Here is a 13,499-nt window from a genome sequence, read left to right as displayed (position 1 = left end):
GCGCAAGGGGATTCGTAAAGGAAGTGCGCACACGATGCGACAGCGACGTTGCAGGTTGGCGTCACCTGCGTTGCGTTTGTCATGCAGCGGTCCTGTGGCATGGCGTTCGCGGCGCATCCGCAAGGCGGGTCATGGCGGCAAGCAGGCCATCGCGCGCCATGCCGGAAGACACGGCGTGGCACCGCATGCCTCGACATCAATGCGATACAGAGTGTCGTCGATTGCCACGCATGGCGGGTGGCGAGCACATGTACGCGCATGTGTCAGAAACGCCGTGAAAAGCGCTGTTTACAAAGTCGAAAACGGCGCCGGCCGTCAAAGTTTTGTGGTGTATTCCTCCTCAATGATCAGGCCTCGCCCAAGCCCGACGACGTGCCGATGCGTGCAGACATGAGCAGGAAGCGCAGCGCATTTGTGTCGCTTGGATCATCGTCCGTGTCCATCTGCGCTGAATCGCCGTTCGTGTGCTGCGCTGAGTCCTCGCATCGACCGGCCTGCGTGCGCGCTGCGCGCGCCGTACCCTCACCCCAACCCCTCTCCCGATGGGAGAGGGGCTCTGGCTTCTCCCTTCTCCCCTCGGGAGAAGGTGCCCCGCAGGGGCGGATGAGGGTACGGGCGCAGCCTCGCAGCGGCGGATCACGCGTGCGCTTCGCGCGCCGTACCCTCACCCCAACCCCTCTCCCGGTGGGAGAGGGGCTCGGCCTCTCCCTTCTCCCATCGGGAGAAGGTGCCCCGCAGGGGCGGATGAGGGTACGGGCGCAGCCTCGCAGCGATGGGTCGCTTCGCGCTCCGCATCTTCACCCCAACTCCTCTCCCGATGGGAGAGGGGCGATGAATTTCCCACCGCGAGGCCGCTACGGCCTCGTCCATTCGCTCTACCCCCGGAGAGACGCCCATGCTTGATCGCATCCGCCGTCGGCCCTTGATGGCTGCCGTGTTGTCCGCTTCCCTGCTGTGCGCGCTCGGCACCGCCAGTGCTGCGCCCGATGCCTCCATCGCGGCAATGACCGCAACCCTGCGCTCCGCGCCGGTCAGCTTCGACGTGCACCTGCCGTTGCGCGATCAGGCCGGGCTGGACGCGCTGCTGGCCGACATCCAGGATCCGGTTTCGCCGCAATACCACCACTGGCTGACGCCGGCCGAGTTCCAGCGCCGCTTCGCCCCGGCGCCGGCGCAGGTCGCGCAAGTGCGTGCCGCGCTGCAGGCCGCGCACATGAACGTCACCGAGCAGGGCACCACCCTGCATGTCAGCGCGAGTGCGGACAACGTCGAGCGGCTGTTCGCGGTGCCGCTGACCGCCGAGGTGCAGCAGGGCAACCAGGCCCGCCTCGCCGCCGCCGCTCCCTTGCAACTGCCGGCCGCGCTGCGCGACAGCGATGCGACCGTGACCGGCCTGACCCGCGGTGCGCCGCCGATGCACGTCAACTGGCAGCGCGCGTCCACCAAGAATCCCGCCAACCGCTACGGCGCCGGCGGCACGACCTACTGGTACAACGACCTCAAGCAGGCCTACGGCTATCCGTCCTACCAGGCCACGACCGGCGCGGCCGGGCAGCAGCGCCGGCTTGACGGCAGCGGCAGCACCATCGCCATCCTGATCAGCAGCGACGTGCTGGATTCGGACATCAAGGCGATGTTCGACCACGAAAACTTCAGCCGCTACGCGGCCAACCACGCCAACCCGACGCTGTACGCGCGCCACTACGTGGCCGGCGCCAAGCCGGGCCTGCAGGACGGCAACGACGCCGCGGCGGGCGAAGCCGCGCTCGATGTGGAGATGGCGCTCGGTGGCGCGCCGGGCGCGCGCGTGCTGCTGTACGTGATCCCCGATCTGACCGACGCATCGGTGCTGGCCGGCTATCGGCAGATCGTGCAGGACAACCAGGCCGACGTGGTCAGCTCCTCGTTCGGCGGCTGCGAGCTGTACTACACCGCGGCCTACAACGGCGGCAAGGATTTCACTTCGCTGCTGCGCCCCTACGATGCGGTGTTCAAGCAGGGCAACGCGCAGGGCATCACCTTCGTCGCCTCCAGCGGCGACAACGCCGGCCTGGACTGCGCCGACACGCAGTACGCGGTCGACCACAAGGACGGCCACTTCGTCGCCGGCGTCGAGCATCCGGCGGCCAGCCCGCACGTGACCGCGGTCGGCGGCGGCAACCTGCTCACCGCGTACAAGAAGGGCAGCCTGGAGTCGGGCTACAAGAGCGAAAGCGCCTACGGCGATCCGCTGGAGACCGCCGACTACTACGGCTTCGGCGCGAACCTGGCCGGCGGCTACTGGGGCGCCGGCGGCGGCGTCAGCACGTTGTTCCAGCGCCCGGCCTACCAGTTGCGTGCGCTCGGCGGCACGCGCACGTCCATGCGGACGCTGCCGGACATCGGCATGCTGGTCGGCGGCTGCCCGACGATCGCCACGCAACCCTGCCGCGACGGCGACAGCTCGGTCGCCACCTACTTCAAGGGCGGCATCGAGGCGGTGATCGGCACCAGCGTCGCCGCGCCGGAGTTCGCCAGCGCGGTCGCGCTGCTGGTGGAGAAGCAGGGCCGCCAGGGCAATCTCAACGACTACCTGTACCGCCTGGCCGCCAATGGCCCGGAGGCGCTGCATCGCGGCATCCCCGGCTACAACGGCGTGGTCGACAACAACCAGCCGATCAAGGGCAAGTACAACTACACGGTCGGCCTGGGCACGCCGGTGGTGCGGTTGCTGATCGGCGCGCTGGATGCGGCGCCGGCCGGCGTGCCGCGTTCGCCTAGCAACCCCTGAGGCGTTGGGCCCGGTTGCCGTGTCGGCGTCGTGGCAGCGACGCCGGCGCGGCGGCCGATCAGGCCAGCGCCAAGTGCTCGCGGATCAGCGCGGCCACCCGCGCGGTTTCGCGCAGCGGTTCGATGCCGGTGGCGTGCGCGTCGCCGGTATTCTCTACAGGCAGCAGTCGTCCACGTGCCTGCAGGGCGCGATGGAAATCCAGGGCGCGGCCACGCGCCGTCTCCGGCATCAGCACCTGCACCGGCACGCGCGTGGCGCAGGCTTCCGACAGCAAATTCACCGAATCCGGCGTGCAGGCCAGGCGCTCGGCCCAGCCGAGCAGGCCGGCGTAGGGATTGGCGCCATCGTCAGCGCCGCACCACACAACCCCTGGCACATCGGCGAACGCGCGACGCAAGGCCGCGGCCACCGCCGGCGGCGTGCGCCGCGATGCGCTGGCGAGGATGCTGCCACCGTGCGTGCGCAACTGTGCGGCGATCGCGGCGAAGGCGGCGTGCGCCTGCGCTTCGCTCCACGGTGCCAGCCCGGATGGGCCACCGACCAACAGGCCGACGCGCGGCGAGGGCAGCGCGCCCAGCATAGGAAATGCCGCGCGCCCGGCGGCCAACCAGGCATCGTCGATGGGATGCAGGCTGCCGAGCAGGGTCAGCACGTTGGTGCCGCGCAGGCGATCGTGGGCCGGCACCACCACCACGTCCCAGTGTCGCGGATCCAGCCGCGGATCCAGGATCTGCACCACCTGGCTGCCGCGTGCCCGCAGCAGCCGCGTCGCTAGCGCCGCCTGGCGGCCGCACCCCACGGCAAGCCACGGCGGTTGCCGCAGCGCTTCGGCGAAGGTCGCGCCGTAGGCATGCTGGGCGCCGGGAAGCCAGCGCGGCGCCAGCCAGCGCCAGGGCATGTGCGGCTGCAGCAACCGCGGCTGGATCGGTGTCGCGGCCGCAGGCGCCAACGCGGCGGCCAGCGCCTCGGCCTGGCGGGCGTTGCCGGCGCGGCCATCGCTAATCGCCCAGGTCGCGTCCGATCGTTTCACGTTTGGTAGTAATCCGTTGCATTGCGGCCGGGTGTTGCGACAATCGTGCCACTCTACACTGGCCGCCTCGCATCGGGACGGCCCCACCGGCATCCTGGCGCTTCCCTCGATCAAGGAACTCCCCGCATGTCCGACGCCTTGCACGACGCCGCCCTCGACCAGTTGTTCCGCACCGCCCGTACCCAGAACGCGTTCCTGGACAAGCCGGTCGCCGAAGACACCCTGCGCGCCCTGTACGACCTGGTGAAGTGGGGCCCGACCGCGGCCAACGGCAGCCCGGCGCGCTTCGTCTTCGTCACCTCGCCGCAGGCCAAGGAAAAGCTCAAGCCGGCGCTGTCCGAGGGCAACCTGGCCAAGACCCTGGCCGCGCCGGTCACGGTGATCGTCGCCCACGACGAGGACTTCCACGAGAAGCTGCCGTACCTGTTCCCGCACACCGACGCCAAGAGCTGGTTCGACGGCCCGCGCGAAGGCCGCAGCGAAGGCGCGTTCCGCAACGGCTCGCTGCAGGGCGCCTACCTGATCCTGGCCGCGCGCGCGCTGGGCCTGGATGCCGGCCCGATGTCCGGCTTCGACAACGCCAAGGTGGATGCCGCGTTCTTCGCAGGCACTGCGATCAAATCCAACTTCCTGGTCAACCTCGGCTACGGCGACCCCAGCGGCCTGTTCCCGCGCCTGCCGCGGCTGAGTTTCGACGAGGCCGCGCGCATCGAGTGAGCGCGCGCGTCCCGCTTCCCTGTCCCACCGCAGGCCCGCGCCTGCCGCAGTTTCGTCCCATCACCCTTTCAAGGAGTTCCACCATGACCAAGACCCGCAAACTGCTGCTCCCGCTCGCCATGGCCCTGGCCGTCGTCGTCGCCCAGCCGGCCACCAGCGCCTTCGCCGCGCCGGCCGCCGCCGCTGCCGCCGCCAAGGGCGTCTCCGGCACCTACACGCTCGACCCGGCCCACACCGACGTGCTGGTGCAGTGGAGCCACTTCGGCTTCTCCAACCCGTCCGCGCATTTCGGCGACGTCGACGGCACCCTGGTCTACAACGCCCAGGACGTGAGCAAGTCCAGCGTCAACGTGACCCTGCCGCTGTCCGGCCTCAACAGCTTCACCGCCAAGTTCGACGAGCACCTGAAGAGCGCCGACTTCTTCGACGCCGCCAAGTTCCCGACCGCCACCTTCAAGAGCACCAAGGTGACCTCGGCCGGCGCCAACAAGCTGACCGTCGCCGGCGACCTGACCATCAAGGGCACGACCAAGCCGGTGGTGCTGGCGGTGACCCTCAACGGTGCCGGTCCGCACCCGATGAAGAAGGTGCCGGCGCTGGGCTTCGACGCCACCACCACGGTCAAGCGCAGCGACTTCGGCCTGGGCGCCTACGTGCCGAACGTCAGCGACGAGGTGAAGATCCGCATCACCACCGAAGCGCTGCAGGAAGCGGCCAAGTAAGCCGGCCTGCGCGCGTGGCGGCAGCGCGTCGCGCGCTGCCGTCCGCCGCAATGCAAACGCCCGCCATCCGGCGGGCGTTTGCGTTTCTAGCCCCCACGCGCTTCCTGCGGGCGGCTTACATCGCCTGTTCGATCGACAGCGCGTAGACCTGCACGCCGTAGCGGCTGAAGGTGGCGGTGGTGTCGCTACCGATGTTCATCTCCTCCAGCGGCGTGCCCTGCGCATCGGCCAGGGTGAGCCGGTAGATCGGCCCGAAGCGCGTGGTGATCTCGGTCGGGCTGATCTTCACCCGATACGTGCCGTTGCCCTTGAGCGCCAGCGGCTCGGAGAGCTGGCCGGGGATCAGCTGCAGGTCGGTCGACGGCTGGCGCAGGTCGCCGAGGACCTGCACCGCGAAGATCTGCGTCTCGGGCAGGGCGCGGCCGACGGGAGACGACGCTTGTGGAGCGCCGGCACCGGTTGCCGCCGCAGATGCAGCAGCGGCAGGAATGATCGCAGCAATTGCAGTAGCGGCAGTGCCGAAGAGGAAATTGCGGCGGCTATCGTTCGTATGCGTGGTCATGGCGATCTACCTGATGGTTGCGCGTCAGTCCTGGCCTATGCCTGGGTCGGTAGAAATGAAGCAGGAGCCTTTGTTGTTGCAGTTGGTATTGCTCCCCAGTGAGCAGTCATTTGTATTCGTGCATGCCGGGTTTGTCCCATTGCAAATTTCATTGGTGGCTAGCGGGCCGAAGCGCCGCGCTGCAAGCACTTCGACCGCAGCAGCGGTAGACGCTTCCGATTCATCGAACAGCACTTCTGCATGCTTGCCTAAGGAGATGTTGCCTGGGTCGATGCGGGTTGGCATTGGGATCCATCTCAAGTGCTGGCCAGGGTGGAAAGAGGACAGCCAAGCGTCTGTTCGGAGAGATCGGAGAATCCGCTCATCCAACGCCGCAGCTTGTCGTTCTCGATATCGATGGTGCCGTCCTCGTGCAGACGCCCCAGGTCGTTGCGATCGTCATTGAGTGCGACAGTGCATTTGCCGATCTTGCCGTTGGCGCGAATCATCAGCGAGTTCGGCTTTGCCGCATAGCAGATATACCCATCCAGGTGCTCTTCCGACAGTGGGCGTTCGTCGTTTCGGGAGCGGTCGACGCAGGACGTGATGTAGGAGATCGCTTCAAGGTAGCGGTCGCGCGGCAGTATCTTTTCCCCGATCGTGCCACCCGCGCTCAAATTGGAGACCTTGTGGAAGTAAACAGAAAAACGTGCGTCGCTCAGCAACTCCCGATGCAGGCTGGCGTAGAGGCGCCGCATCGATGCGATGTTGTCCTGGTGCAGATGCAGCCGCAGCGAGATGGCGAAGTCCGCTGCCAATGACCGGTAGGCGAGGAGGTTCGACCAGATCTTCTCGAAGGTGGCGCCTTTGTTGGCGGTGATCCGCGTCCTGTCGTGCCATTCCGCGTCGCCGTCCAGCGTGATCTGGAACTCGCGGTGCCGGAGTTCGGTCAACCTTTGCAGTAGAGCCGGCTCCAGCAGGTAGCCATTGGTGGTGAAGCCCGCGATGAACGCCACGCCGTGTTGCGCGCAAACGTCATTTGCGTGTTGGCCGATCTCCAGAACGACATCGCGCGCCAGGAGCGGTTCACCGCCGAACCAGGAGATGTTGAGCCGATCCAGGTGCGGTGCGCGATGGGCGATCAGCGCCTTGATGCCGCTGATCACGCTCGGCTGCATGCGTCCTATTGCAAAGTCTTCATAGCAATAGGTGCAGCGGAAGTTGCATTTTTCGGTCGGCAGGAGAATGAGGGACAGAATGCGCGGAGAAAGCGCTTCGGCGATGGTGGCTTCGCTCAGCATCGTTCTGCCTCAACCTGGCGGCAGAGAGCTGTTGCCGCCTACGCAAGAGCCGACATTCGAGGCTTTGGAACAGTCGCCCGTATTGTTGCAGGTGTAGTTGGTGGACGAGCAGGTACCGGAGTTGGTGCATCTTCCGGCGTTTTCGCTCATGGGCCGAATGGCGTCCGCCTTCGCTGAGGCGGTCGCCGCGGCACGCAATCGATGGTTGGCGAAGTTGAGTGATCCGTCCGGGTTCAGCGTGATGCCGCGGGGATCGATATCGTGAAATGCCTTGTCCATGTGCAACCCGTCTCTCGAGATCCGTCGATGGGTAGGTGGCTTTGTAAAACCCGGGCCAGGTGAATTCTGTGACAAAACCAACAATTTACTGCCGTGTCTACGGCCTACCCTCCGGTTCCGGTTCCGGTTCCGGTTCCAGCTGGCGGCATGTGGGCGCCCTGGCGTGCTACTCGTCCTGATCGCCGCCCGCCTTCCAATACCCCGTCGCGCGGATCCACTCCTTGGGCACCCCCAGGTGGCCTTCGACGAACTTGCGCATCATCCGCGCGCGTGCCGATTCGCAGGCGATCCAGTAGAAGGCGTCGCCGTCGGGGACGTCGAAGTCGCGCAGGGCGCCTTCCAGCAACTGGCTGCTGCGCGCGTCCACGCCGTTGCGCTCCAGCCAGGTGACGCGCAGTTCGGCATCGCAGTCCAGCGTCTGTCGGTCGGCGTAGCCGGGGATCTCGATCAGCGCGTCGACTTCCGCGTCGGCCGGCAGGGTTTCCAGCCAGCGGCCGATCGCCGGCAGCGCGGTCTCGTCGCCGATCAGCACGTAGGCATCGAAATCGTCGGCGGCCACGAACGAGCCGCGCGGCCCGCCGACCACCAGTGCATCGCCGGGATTGGCCTGCGCTGCCCAACGGCAGGCCGGGCCGTCGCCGTGCAGCACGAAGTCCAGGGTCAGCTCCTGCGCGTCGGCGTCGTAGTGGCGCGGGGTGTAGTCGCGGGCGGGCGAGGGCAGCGCGTCGGCCGGATACACCGGGCCGTGCTCGGTCATCGTCGGCAGCACGAACGCGCCTTCGGGATTGGGGAAGAACAGCTTGACGTGATCGTCCGGCCCGGCGCTGACGAAGCCGTCCAGCTCGGGGCCGCCGACGACGAGGCGGCGCATGTGCGGGGTCAGCGGTTGCGTGCGCAGCACCTGCAGATGACGCAGGCGCAGCGGGTGGCGCAGCAGGCGGTGTTCGTGGGTCGCCATGGGGAATCCTCGGAAGGGGGGAGGGGGTGGCGTGCGACGCGGGGCGAACAACAAAAGCACCCGCATGCTGGCTGGAAATGGGAATCAGGGGCTGCTGCCATCCATGCCGTCGGCGGCGGCATGCAACAGCGCGGCGATGCGATCGATCTCGTCCGGGTCCCAGCGCCCGTGCCGCGCCAGCAGGCCGTGCTTGATGCGGCGCAGCGCCTCGCGCACCGGCGCCGGCACGTTGGCGCGCACCAGGGCGCGCGCGCTGTGCTGGGTGCGCTGCAGCGCCGCGTCCACTTGCGCGCGCTCGGCCCGCACGAAGGCCTGGCCGGCCTCGGTGATCGCGTAGCGCTTGCGGGTGGCGTCGGCATCGGCCTGCACCAGGCCCTGCGCTTCCAGTTGCGCCAGGGTCGGGTAGACCGTGCCGGCGCTGGGCGTGTACAGGCCATGGAACAGCTCGGCGACCGCGCGGATCAATTCGTAGCCGTGGCGCGGCTGGGTCTCGATCATCGCCAGCAGCAACAGCCGCAGGTCGCCGTGGCCGAGCGGGCGTGGTCCGCGGGCGCCACGGCCACGCCCAGGCCGGTCCTCTTCGAACAGGCGGTGTGCAGGGTGCGGGCCGGGGGCGTGGGGTCGTGGCATTTCGATATGTCGAATCTTGTGTGGAAACGATATATCGAAGTTGGGCGGTCGGCAAGCGCCTGGCAGGGCGGGCGGTGGAGCGCTGTGGGATTGGTTCAGTCAAGACGGCAGAGCGCGCCGGTGCGCGTTGGATCTCTGCGGAGGAGCTGCCCAGGGTGCATCGGCCAGCGATGGCGCTGTGGGAATCAACTGTCATGCAGCCGCGACAAGCGAAGCCGAAAGCCGACTGACACCCTCCGTCGTCGGGACTGAAGTCCCTCCCACGAGGATGCCCAGCCCCTCCCTGTAGGAGCGGCTTCAGCCGCGACGGGCGTTACCGATGACGCCTGTCGCGGCTGAAGCCGCTCCTTGTATCTGGACCTGGCGCCCTTAAACAGGCGTCATGTCTTCCGACTGATCATCGGAGGAGGTGTGGGAAGTCCAGTCGCTCCTGAAGCTTAGAGCTTGCATCGTAGATCGGCTCCCCCTCCACATGCTGGCCCTTGGGTGTCCGAACGGTATCCAGAGTCCGCCCCCGGCGTGAACTCGCATCGACAAGGCAGGACCGGGCACAGCGCCGATCATGACCCTGACACGATGGAGGAATCGCGTATGTCTCCCGTCATCGGCATCGACGTCGCCAAACGCAGTTTCGATGTGGCCATCGAGCTGACCAATGGCAAGCACCGTACCAAGGCCAAGTTGTCCAACGATGCCAAGGGCTTCCAGGCCCTGCAGGCATGGCTGCAGACGCATGCGCAGCCCGAGAGCTGGATCGCCATGGAGGCCACTGGCACCTACCACCAGGCACTGGCCGAGTTCCTCCACGCACGAGGCTATCGGGTGTGCGTGCTCAACCCGGCGCAGACGGCCGCGTACGCACGCAGCCAGCTCAGCCGGGTCAAGACCGATCGCAGCGATGCCAAGCTGATCGCCAGCTATGCCCTGCGTCACCGCGAGCAGTTACGCCGTTGGCACCCTGATCCGCCGGCGCTCAAGCAGCTCAAGGCACTGGTGCGCCGGCGCCAGGACTTGCAACAGATGCTGCAGATGGAGCGCAACCGGCTGGACGTCGCTCCGGCCCAGGTGAAGGACTCGATCCAGGTCCATCTGGCCGATCTGCAACATCACATCGCCCAGATCGAGCAGGCCATCGATGACCATATCGACCAGGATCCGACCTTGCGGGGGCAGCGCGAGTTACTGGTGAGCATCCAGGGCATCGCCGACACCAGCGCGGCCTTGATGCTGGCCGAGCTTGGCGATGTGAGGCGCTTTGCCGATGCCTCGGCGGTGACCGCCTTCGCCGGCCTGAATCCGTGCCTGCAGGAGTCGGGCGACCGCAAAGGCCATGTCTGCATCTCGCGCACCGGCTCGCCCCGCCTGCGCGCGGGCCTGTTCATGCCGGCCCTGGTGGCCATGACCCACAACCCGGTCATCCGGGCGCTGAAACAGCGGCTAAGCGAACGCGGCAAAGCCGGCAAGCAGATCGTGTGCGCCGCTATGCGCAAGCTCCTGCACCTCGCCTATGGCGTCCTCAAATCGGGCACCGCGTTCGACCCGAAAAGGGGCCTTGCCTGCTAGGGGGTAAGACGGTATCTACGACAAGCACAAAGGCAGGGCGCCCCGGGTGCAACGCACAAACGCCGCCGTCCCTCAGCCACCACGCTCCTGCTCCAGCACCCGCCGCTGCATCTCGTCCAGGTACTCGTCCAGTTCCTGCACCGAGGTGAAGATCTCGTTCAACGGCACCGCCTTGACCACGTCGAACACCTTGCGGATCTGCGGCTGCGGGTTGACCACCAGCACCCGGCCGTCGCGCGCGGCCAGCACCTTGCGTGCCTTGAAGATCGAGCGGATGCCGGCGCTGCTGATGTAGTCCAGGTGCGAGACGTCAAGCACCAGGGTGGTGATCGGCGTGGCCAGCAGCGGCGCCAGCGCCTCGTCCAGGGCCTGGTAGGTGTGGGTGTCCAGGCGCCCGCTCAGGGTGATGCGTTGGCGCTTGTCCTGCGCCGGATCGATCTGCAGGCTCAACGTGGTCATGCGGGCGACTCCTGAAGGGATGGATCGGCGGGTTGCAGCAGGACGATGCGCACGACGTTGCGGTCGCCGTCGTGGCGGTATTCCAGGCGATCGGCGAGCTGCTGCACCAGGTGCAGGCCGAGGCCGCCGATCGGGCGCTCGGCGATGTCCGCGTCCAGGTCCGGCACCGGTGCGTCGCGCGGGTCGAAGGCCGGGCCGCTGTCGTGGAACTCCAGCACCAGGGCATCGGGCTGCAGGTGCAGGATCACGTCCACCGGCAGCGGCGCGCGGCGCAGGTGGCCGTGTTCCAGGGTGTTGCAGGCCAGTTCCTCGACGATCAGCCGGGTGCGGCTGACCTGCTCGCCGCTCACGCCGTGGCGCCGCAGCGCCGCCTCCACGCTGTCGCTCAGTTGCGCCAGTGCGTCCAATGCCGGTTCCATCTGCCACCGCAGCATCATCGTGTCGTCTCCCGTGCCGGATCCTGGCGTAGCCGGATCGCCAGCAGGGTAATGTCGTCGGACTGCGGTGCGGGCGCGGTGAACGCCTGCACGTCGGCCAGCACCGCCGCGCACTGCGCCTGCGCGTCGGCGCCGGGCTGCAGCGCCGCCAGCAGCCGCGCCTCGCCATAGGCCTGCTCCTGCGCATCCATCGCCTCGGTGATGCCATCGGTGTAGCTGAGCAGGGTGGCGCCGGCGGCCAGGCGCCCGTGCAGCACCGGGTAGCGCGATTGCGGCTCCAGCCCGAGCGGCGGGCCGGATTCCAGCGGCAGCAGTTCCGCGCGGCCGTCGGCGCCGAGCAGCAGCGGCGGCTCGTGGCCGGCACTGGAGAGCCAGTAGTCGCCGCTGTGCACGTCGATCAGCCCGCACAGCACGGTGGCGAACATGCACGGCTCGTTGCCTTCCACCAGCCGCTGCGAGGCCGCGATCAGGATCGCGTCCGGGCGCGTGTGCCGGCGCGCGGCGATCTCCAGCACGGTCATCGCCCGCGCCATGAACAGCGCCGCCGGCACGCCCTTGTCGGAGACGTCGCCGACCACGAACCACAGCAGCCCCGGTTCGGTCTCGAAGAACTGGTAGAAGTCGCCGCCCACCATTTCCGCCGGTTCCAGCAGCGCATGGGTTTCCAGATGCTTGTGGGCGCTGTCGAAGGTGCGCCCGACCGGCAGCATCGCCTGCTGGATGTCGCGCGCGATCGACAGCTCGCTCTGCATGCGCTGCCGCGCCTGCGCCAGCGTGGCGATCTCGTCCAGTTGGTGCTTGATCGAACCGCGCGCGCTGTCGAAGGCGCGCGCCATCACCCCCACTTCGTCCGCGCGCTCGACGTGGCGCAGCGGGTAGTCGAACGCGCCCTGGCTGAAGTGCAGTGCCGAGTTGGTCAGATCCTCGATCGGCCGCACCAGCCGCACCGTGTAGCGGTGCAGCAGCCACAGCCACAGCGCCAGCGCCGCGGCGCCCGCCAGCGCGCCCCACAGCACGATGCGGCCCAAACCGGCCAGGATGTAGTCCTCCGACACGCTCAGCGCGAAGGTCCAGCCGGTGTCGCCGACGGGCGTGCTCTGGGTCAGGTAGCGGGTGCCGTCCGGCGCGGTGTGCTCGAACCGCACCGGCGTGTGCGTGTCGGCCGCCTGCGCCAGCGGCGACAGGTCCGGCCGCGCCCGCGCCACGTGCGCCTCCAGGGTGCGGCGGAAGCGCAGCGCCGGGTCCGGGTGCAGCACGAACAGCCCGTCCGGCGACAGCAGCATCGGCTGCAGGCCGCTGTTGGCCGGCAGCTCGGCGACGATGGCCTGCAGGCGCTGCAGCGGCACGTCCACGCTGACCATACCGATCGCCGGCGCCTGCGGGCCGTCGCCGGGCAGGCGCAGCGGCAGGTTGTAGGTGGTGAGGTAGGCGCCACCGCTGCTGGCGTCGCTGTACGGCTCGGACCACCACGGCGCCGGCGCAGTCAGCGTGCGCCGATACCACGGCATGCTGTGCAGATCGAAGCCCAGCGTCTCCGCCGACTGCTCCTGCACGCCGCCGGCAGTGCGCCGCAGGTGCCAGGCGAAACCGCGGCCATCGTCCTTCAGGGCGCCGGGCTCGATCACCAGCAAGGCGCCGGCGATGTCCGGGTCGCCCTGCAGCGTGGCCTGCAGCAGGCTGCGCAGGTTGAACGGCTGCCGGCCCAATCCCGCCGCGGTGGCGGCCAGGGTGCGCCCGCTCACCTGCACCGAGCCCAGCGTGGCGTCCAGGCTACGCGCGGTCTGCTGGGTCAGCCCGGCCACCTCCTCGCGCGCGTTGCGCACCATCACCTCGCGCGCGCCCACATAGAACAGCAGGGCCAGGCCCAGCAGCAGCGCCACCTGCAGCAGGCTGCCCCACAGCAGCAGCCGCGTGCGCAGGCTGTGCCGCCAGGCGACCGCGGAGGCGTCCTGCGCTGACGAGGCAAGGGCGATGGCGGCGCTCCACAGGGGCCTGGAACCCGATCATAAGCGCAGCCGCGGCCGCCCGGCGCAGTGGCCGCCAACGCTGTCCTGCGGGGTGTCCCGGGCCAATGTGACAGTCCGTTCCATAC

Annotated in this window: 14 protein-coding genes; 4 read left to right on the top strand and 10 right to left on the bottom strand. The window is 68.3% G+C overall.

All coding sequences use genetic code 11. The features are described 5' to 3' along the window. Window positions 1–895 precede the first annotated feature (895 nt). Window positions 896–2,770, top strand: a complete 1,875-nt coding sequence (locus tag QN245_RS19445) for a S53 family peptidase (protein WP_202394973.1) — start codon at window positions 896–898, stop codon at window positions 2,768–2,770. Window positions 2,771–2,828: 58 nt separating this feature from the next. On the opposite strand, the gene QN245_RS19440 is transcribed toward QN245_RS19445, so the two are convergent. Beyond that, the gene (locus QN245_RS19440; RefSeq protein WP_317843975.1) at window positions 2,829–3,800 is read right to left on the bottom strand and encodes a mitochondrial fission ELM1 family protein; all 972 of its coding nucleotides are present in this window, start codon (window positions 3,798–3,800) and stop codon (window positions 2,829–2,831) included. A gap of 126 nt (window positions 3,801–3,926) precedes the next feature. On the opposite strand from QN245_RS19440, the gene QN245_RS19435 reads away from it, so the two are divergent. Both QN245_RS19435 and QN245_RS19430 read left to right on the top strand, forming a co-directional pair. After that, complete coding sequence (locus QN245_RS19435; RefSeq protein WP_017915369.1) at window positions 3,927–4,517, top strand: malonic semialdehyde reductase; 591 nt, start codon at window positions 3,927–3,929, stop codon at window positions 4,515–4,517. Between the two features lie 83 nt (window positions 4,518–4,600). After that, window positions 4,601–5,239 (top strand): YceI family protein, encoded by a 639-nt coding sequence (locus tag QN245_RS19430; protein ID WP_317843974.1) that lies wholly within the window; start codon window positions 4,601–4,603, stop codon window positions 5,237–5,239. A gap of 115 nt (window positions 5,240–5,354) precedes the next feature. Here QN245_RS19430 and QN245_RS19425 read toward each other — a convergent pair whose 3' ends face one another. The 6 genes from QN245_RS19425 to QN245_RS19400 form a co-directional block, all read right to left on the bottom strand. Further along, the gene (locus tag QN245_RS19425; protein ID WP_237475457.1) at window positions 5,355–5,801 is read right to left on the bottom strand and encodes a hypothetical protein; all 447 of its coding nucleotides are present in this window, start codon (window positions 5,799–5,801) and stop codon (window positions 5,355–5,357) included. A 24-nt stretch (window positions 5,802–5,825) separates the two neighbouring features. After that, window positions 5,826–6,086 carry a hypothetical protein gene (locus QN245_RS19420; protein ID WP_317843973.1) on the bottom strand — a complete coding sequence of 87 codons (261 nt, stop codon included), beginning with the start codon at window positions 6,084–6,086 and terminating at the stop codon, window positions 5,826–5,828. Between the two features lie 11 nt (window positions 6,087–6,097). Continuing rightward, on the bottom strand, window positions 6,098–7,081 hold the full coding sequence (locus tag QN245_RS19415) for a radical SAM protein (protein WP_317843972.1): 984 nt from the start codon (window positions 7,079–7,081) through the stop codon (window positions 6,098–6,100). A gap of 9 nt (window positions 7,082–7,090) precedes the next feature. Further along, on the bottom strand, window positions 7,091–7,360 hold the full coding sequence (locus QN245_RS19410) for a hypothetical protein (RefSeq protein ID WP_184644890.1): 270 nt from the start codon (window positions 7,358–7,360) through the stop codon (window positions 7,091–7,093). A gap of 166 nt (window positions 7,361–7,526) precedes the next feature. Continuing rightward, entirely contained in the window at window positions 7,527–8,318 is a 792-nt protein-coding gene (locus QN245_RS19405) for a siderophore-interacting protein (protein WP_317843971.1), read from the bottom strand. 84 nt (window positions 8,319–8,402) lie between these two features. Continuing rightward, complete coding sequence (locus QN245_RS19400) at window positions 8,403–8,948, bottom strand: PadR family transcriptional regulator (protein ID WP_237475458.1); 546 nt, start codon at window positions 8,946–8,948, stop codon at window positions 8,403–8,405. 591 nt (window positions 8,949–9,539) lie between these two features. On the opposite strand from QN245_RS19400, the gene QN245_RS19395 reads away from it, so the two are divergent. Continuing rightward, window positions 9,540–10,511 carry an IS110 family RNA-guided transposase gene (locus tag QN245_RS19395; RefSeq protein ID WP_317843970.1) on the top strand — a complete coding sequence of 324 codons (972 nt, stop codon included), beginning with the start codon at window positions 9,540–9,542 and terminating at the stop codon, window positions 10,509–10,511. Window positions 10,512–10,583: 72 nt separating this feature from the next. Here QN245_RS19395 and QN245_RS19390 read toward each other — a convergent pair whose 3' ends face one another. Genes QN245_RS19390 through QN245_RS19380 form a run of 3 tightly spaced genes read right to left on the bottom strand, consistent with a single transcriptional unit; the run spans window position 10,584 to window position 13,395 of the window. Continuing rightward, complete coding sequence (locus tag QN245_RS19390; RefSeq protein WP_160970416.1) at window positions 10,584–10,970, bottom strand: STAS domain-containing protein; 387 nt, start codon at window positions 10,968–10,970, stop codon at window positions 10,584–10,586. Further along, the gene (locus tag QN245_RS19385; protein ID WP_317843969.1) at window positions 10,967–11,407 is read right to left on the bottom strand and encodes an ATP-binding protein; all 441 of its coding nucleotides are present in this window, start codon (window positions 11,405–11,407) and stop codon (window positions 10,967–10,969) included. Before QN245_RS19385 ends, QN245_RS19390 begins: the two co-directional genes overlap by 4 nt. After that, on the bottom strand, window positions 11,404–13,395 hold the full coding sequence (locus QN245_RS19380) for a SpoIIE family protein phosphatase (protein ID WP_317845404.1): 1,992 nt from the start codon (window positions 13,393–13,395) through the stop codon (window positions 11,404–11,406). The genes QN245_RS19385 and QN245_RS19380 overlap by 4 nt, the downstream gene beginning before the upstream one ends. Between the last annotated feature and the right edge of the window lie 104 nt (window positions 13,396–13,499).

It is taken from the genome of Xanthomonas rydalmerensis (genome assembly GCF_033170385.1).
GTDB lineage: Bacteria > Pseudomonadota > Gammaproteobacteria > Xanthomonadales > Xanthomonadaceae > Xanthomonas_A > Xanthomonas_A rydalmerensis.
This window is presented reverse-complemented; position numbering and strand designations above follow the sequence as displayed.

Bases quoted from the DNA above. Each gene is read 5' to 3' on its own strand.
- QN245_RS19445 (WP_202394973.1), top strand. From the start codon at position 896: ATGCTTGATCGCATCCGCCGTCGGCCCTTGATGGCTGCCGTGTTGTCC.
- QN245_RS19435 (WP_017915369.1), top strand. From the start codon at position 3,927: ATGTCCGACGCCTTGCACGACGCCGCCCTCGACCAGTTGTTCCGCACC.
- QN245_RS19430 (WP_317843974.1), top strand. From the start codon at position 4,601: ATGACCAAGACCCGCAAACTGCTGCTCCCGCTCGCCATGGCCCTGGCC.
- QN245_RS19425 (WP_237475457.1), bottom strand. From the start codon at position 5,801: ATGACCACGCATACGAACGATAGCCGCCGCAATTTCCTCTTCGGCACT.
- QN245_RS19420 (WP_317843973.1), bottom strand. From the start codon at position 6,086: ATGCCAACCCGCATCGACCCAGGCAACATCTCCTTAGGCAAGCATGCA.
- QN245_RS19415 (WP_317843972.1), bottom strand. From the start codon at position 7,081: ATGCTGAGCGAAGCCACCATCGCCGAAGCGCTTTCTCCGCGCATTCTG.
- QN245_RS19410 (WP_184644890.1), bottom strand. From the start codon at position 7,360: ATGGACAAGGCATTTCACGATATCGATCCCCGCGGCATCACGCTGAAC.
- QN245_RS19405 (WP_317843971.1), bottom strand. From the start codon at position 8,318: ATGGCGACCCACGAACACCGCCTGCTGCGCCACCCGCTGCGCCTGCGT.
- QN245_RS19400 (WP_237475458.1), bottom strand. From the start codon at position 8,948: ATGCCACGACCCCACGCCCCCGGCCCGCACCCTGCACACCGCCTGTTC.
- QN245_RS19395 (WP_317843970.1), top strand. From the start codon at position 9,540: ATGTCTCCCGTCATCGGCATCGACGTCGCCAAACGCAGTTTCGATGTG.
- QN245_RS19390 (WP_160970416.1), bottom strand. From the start codon at position 10,970: ATGACCACGTTGAGCCTGCAGATCGATCCGGCGCAGGACAAGCGCCAA.
- QN245_RS19385 (WP_317843969.1), bottom strand. From the start codon at position 11,407: ATGATGCTGCGGTGGCAGATGGAACCGGCATTGGACGCACTGGCGCAA.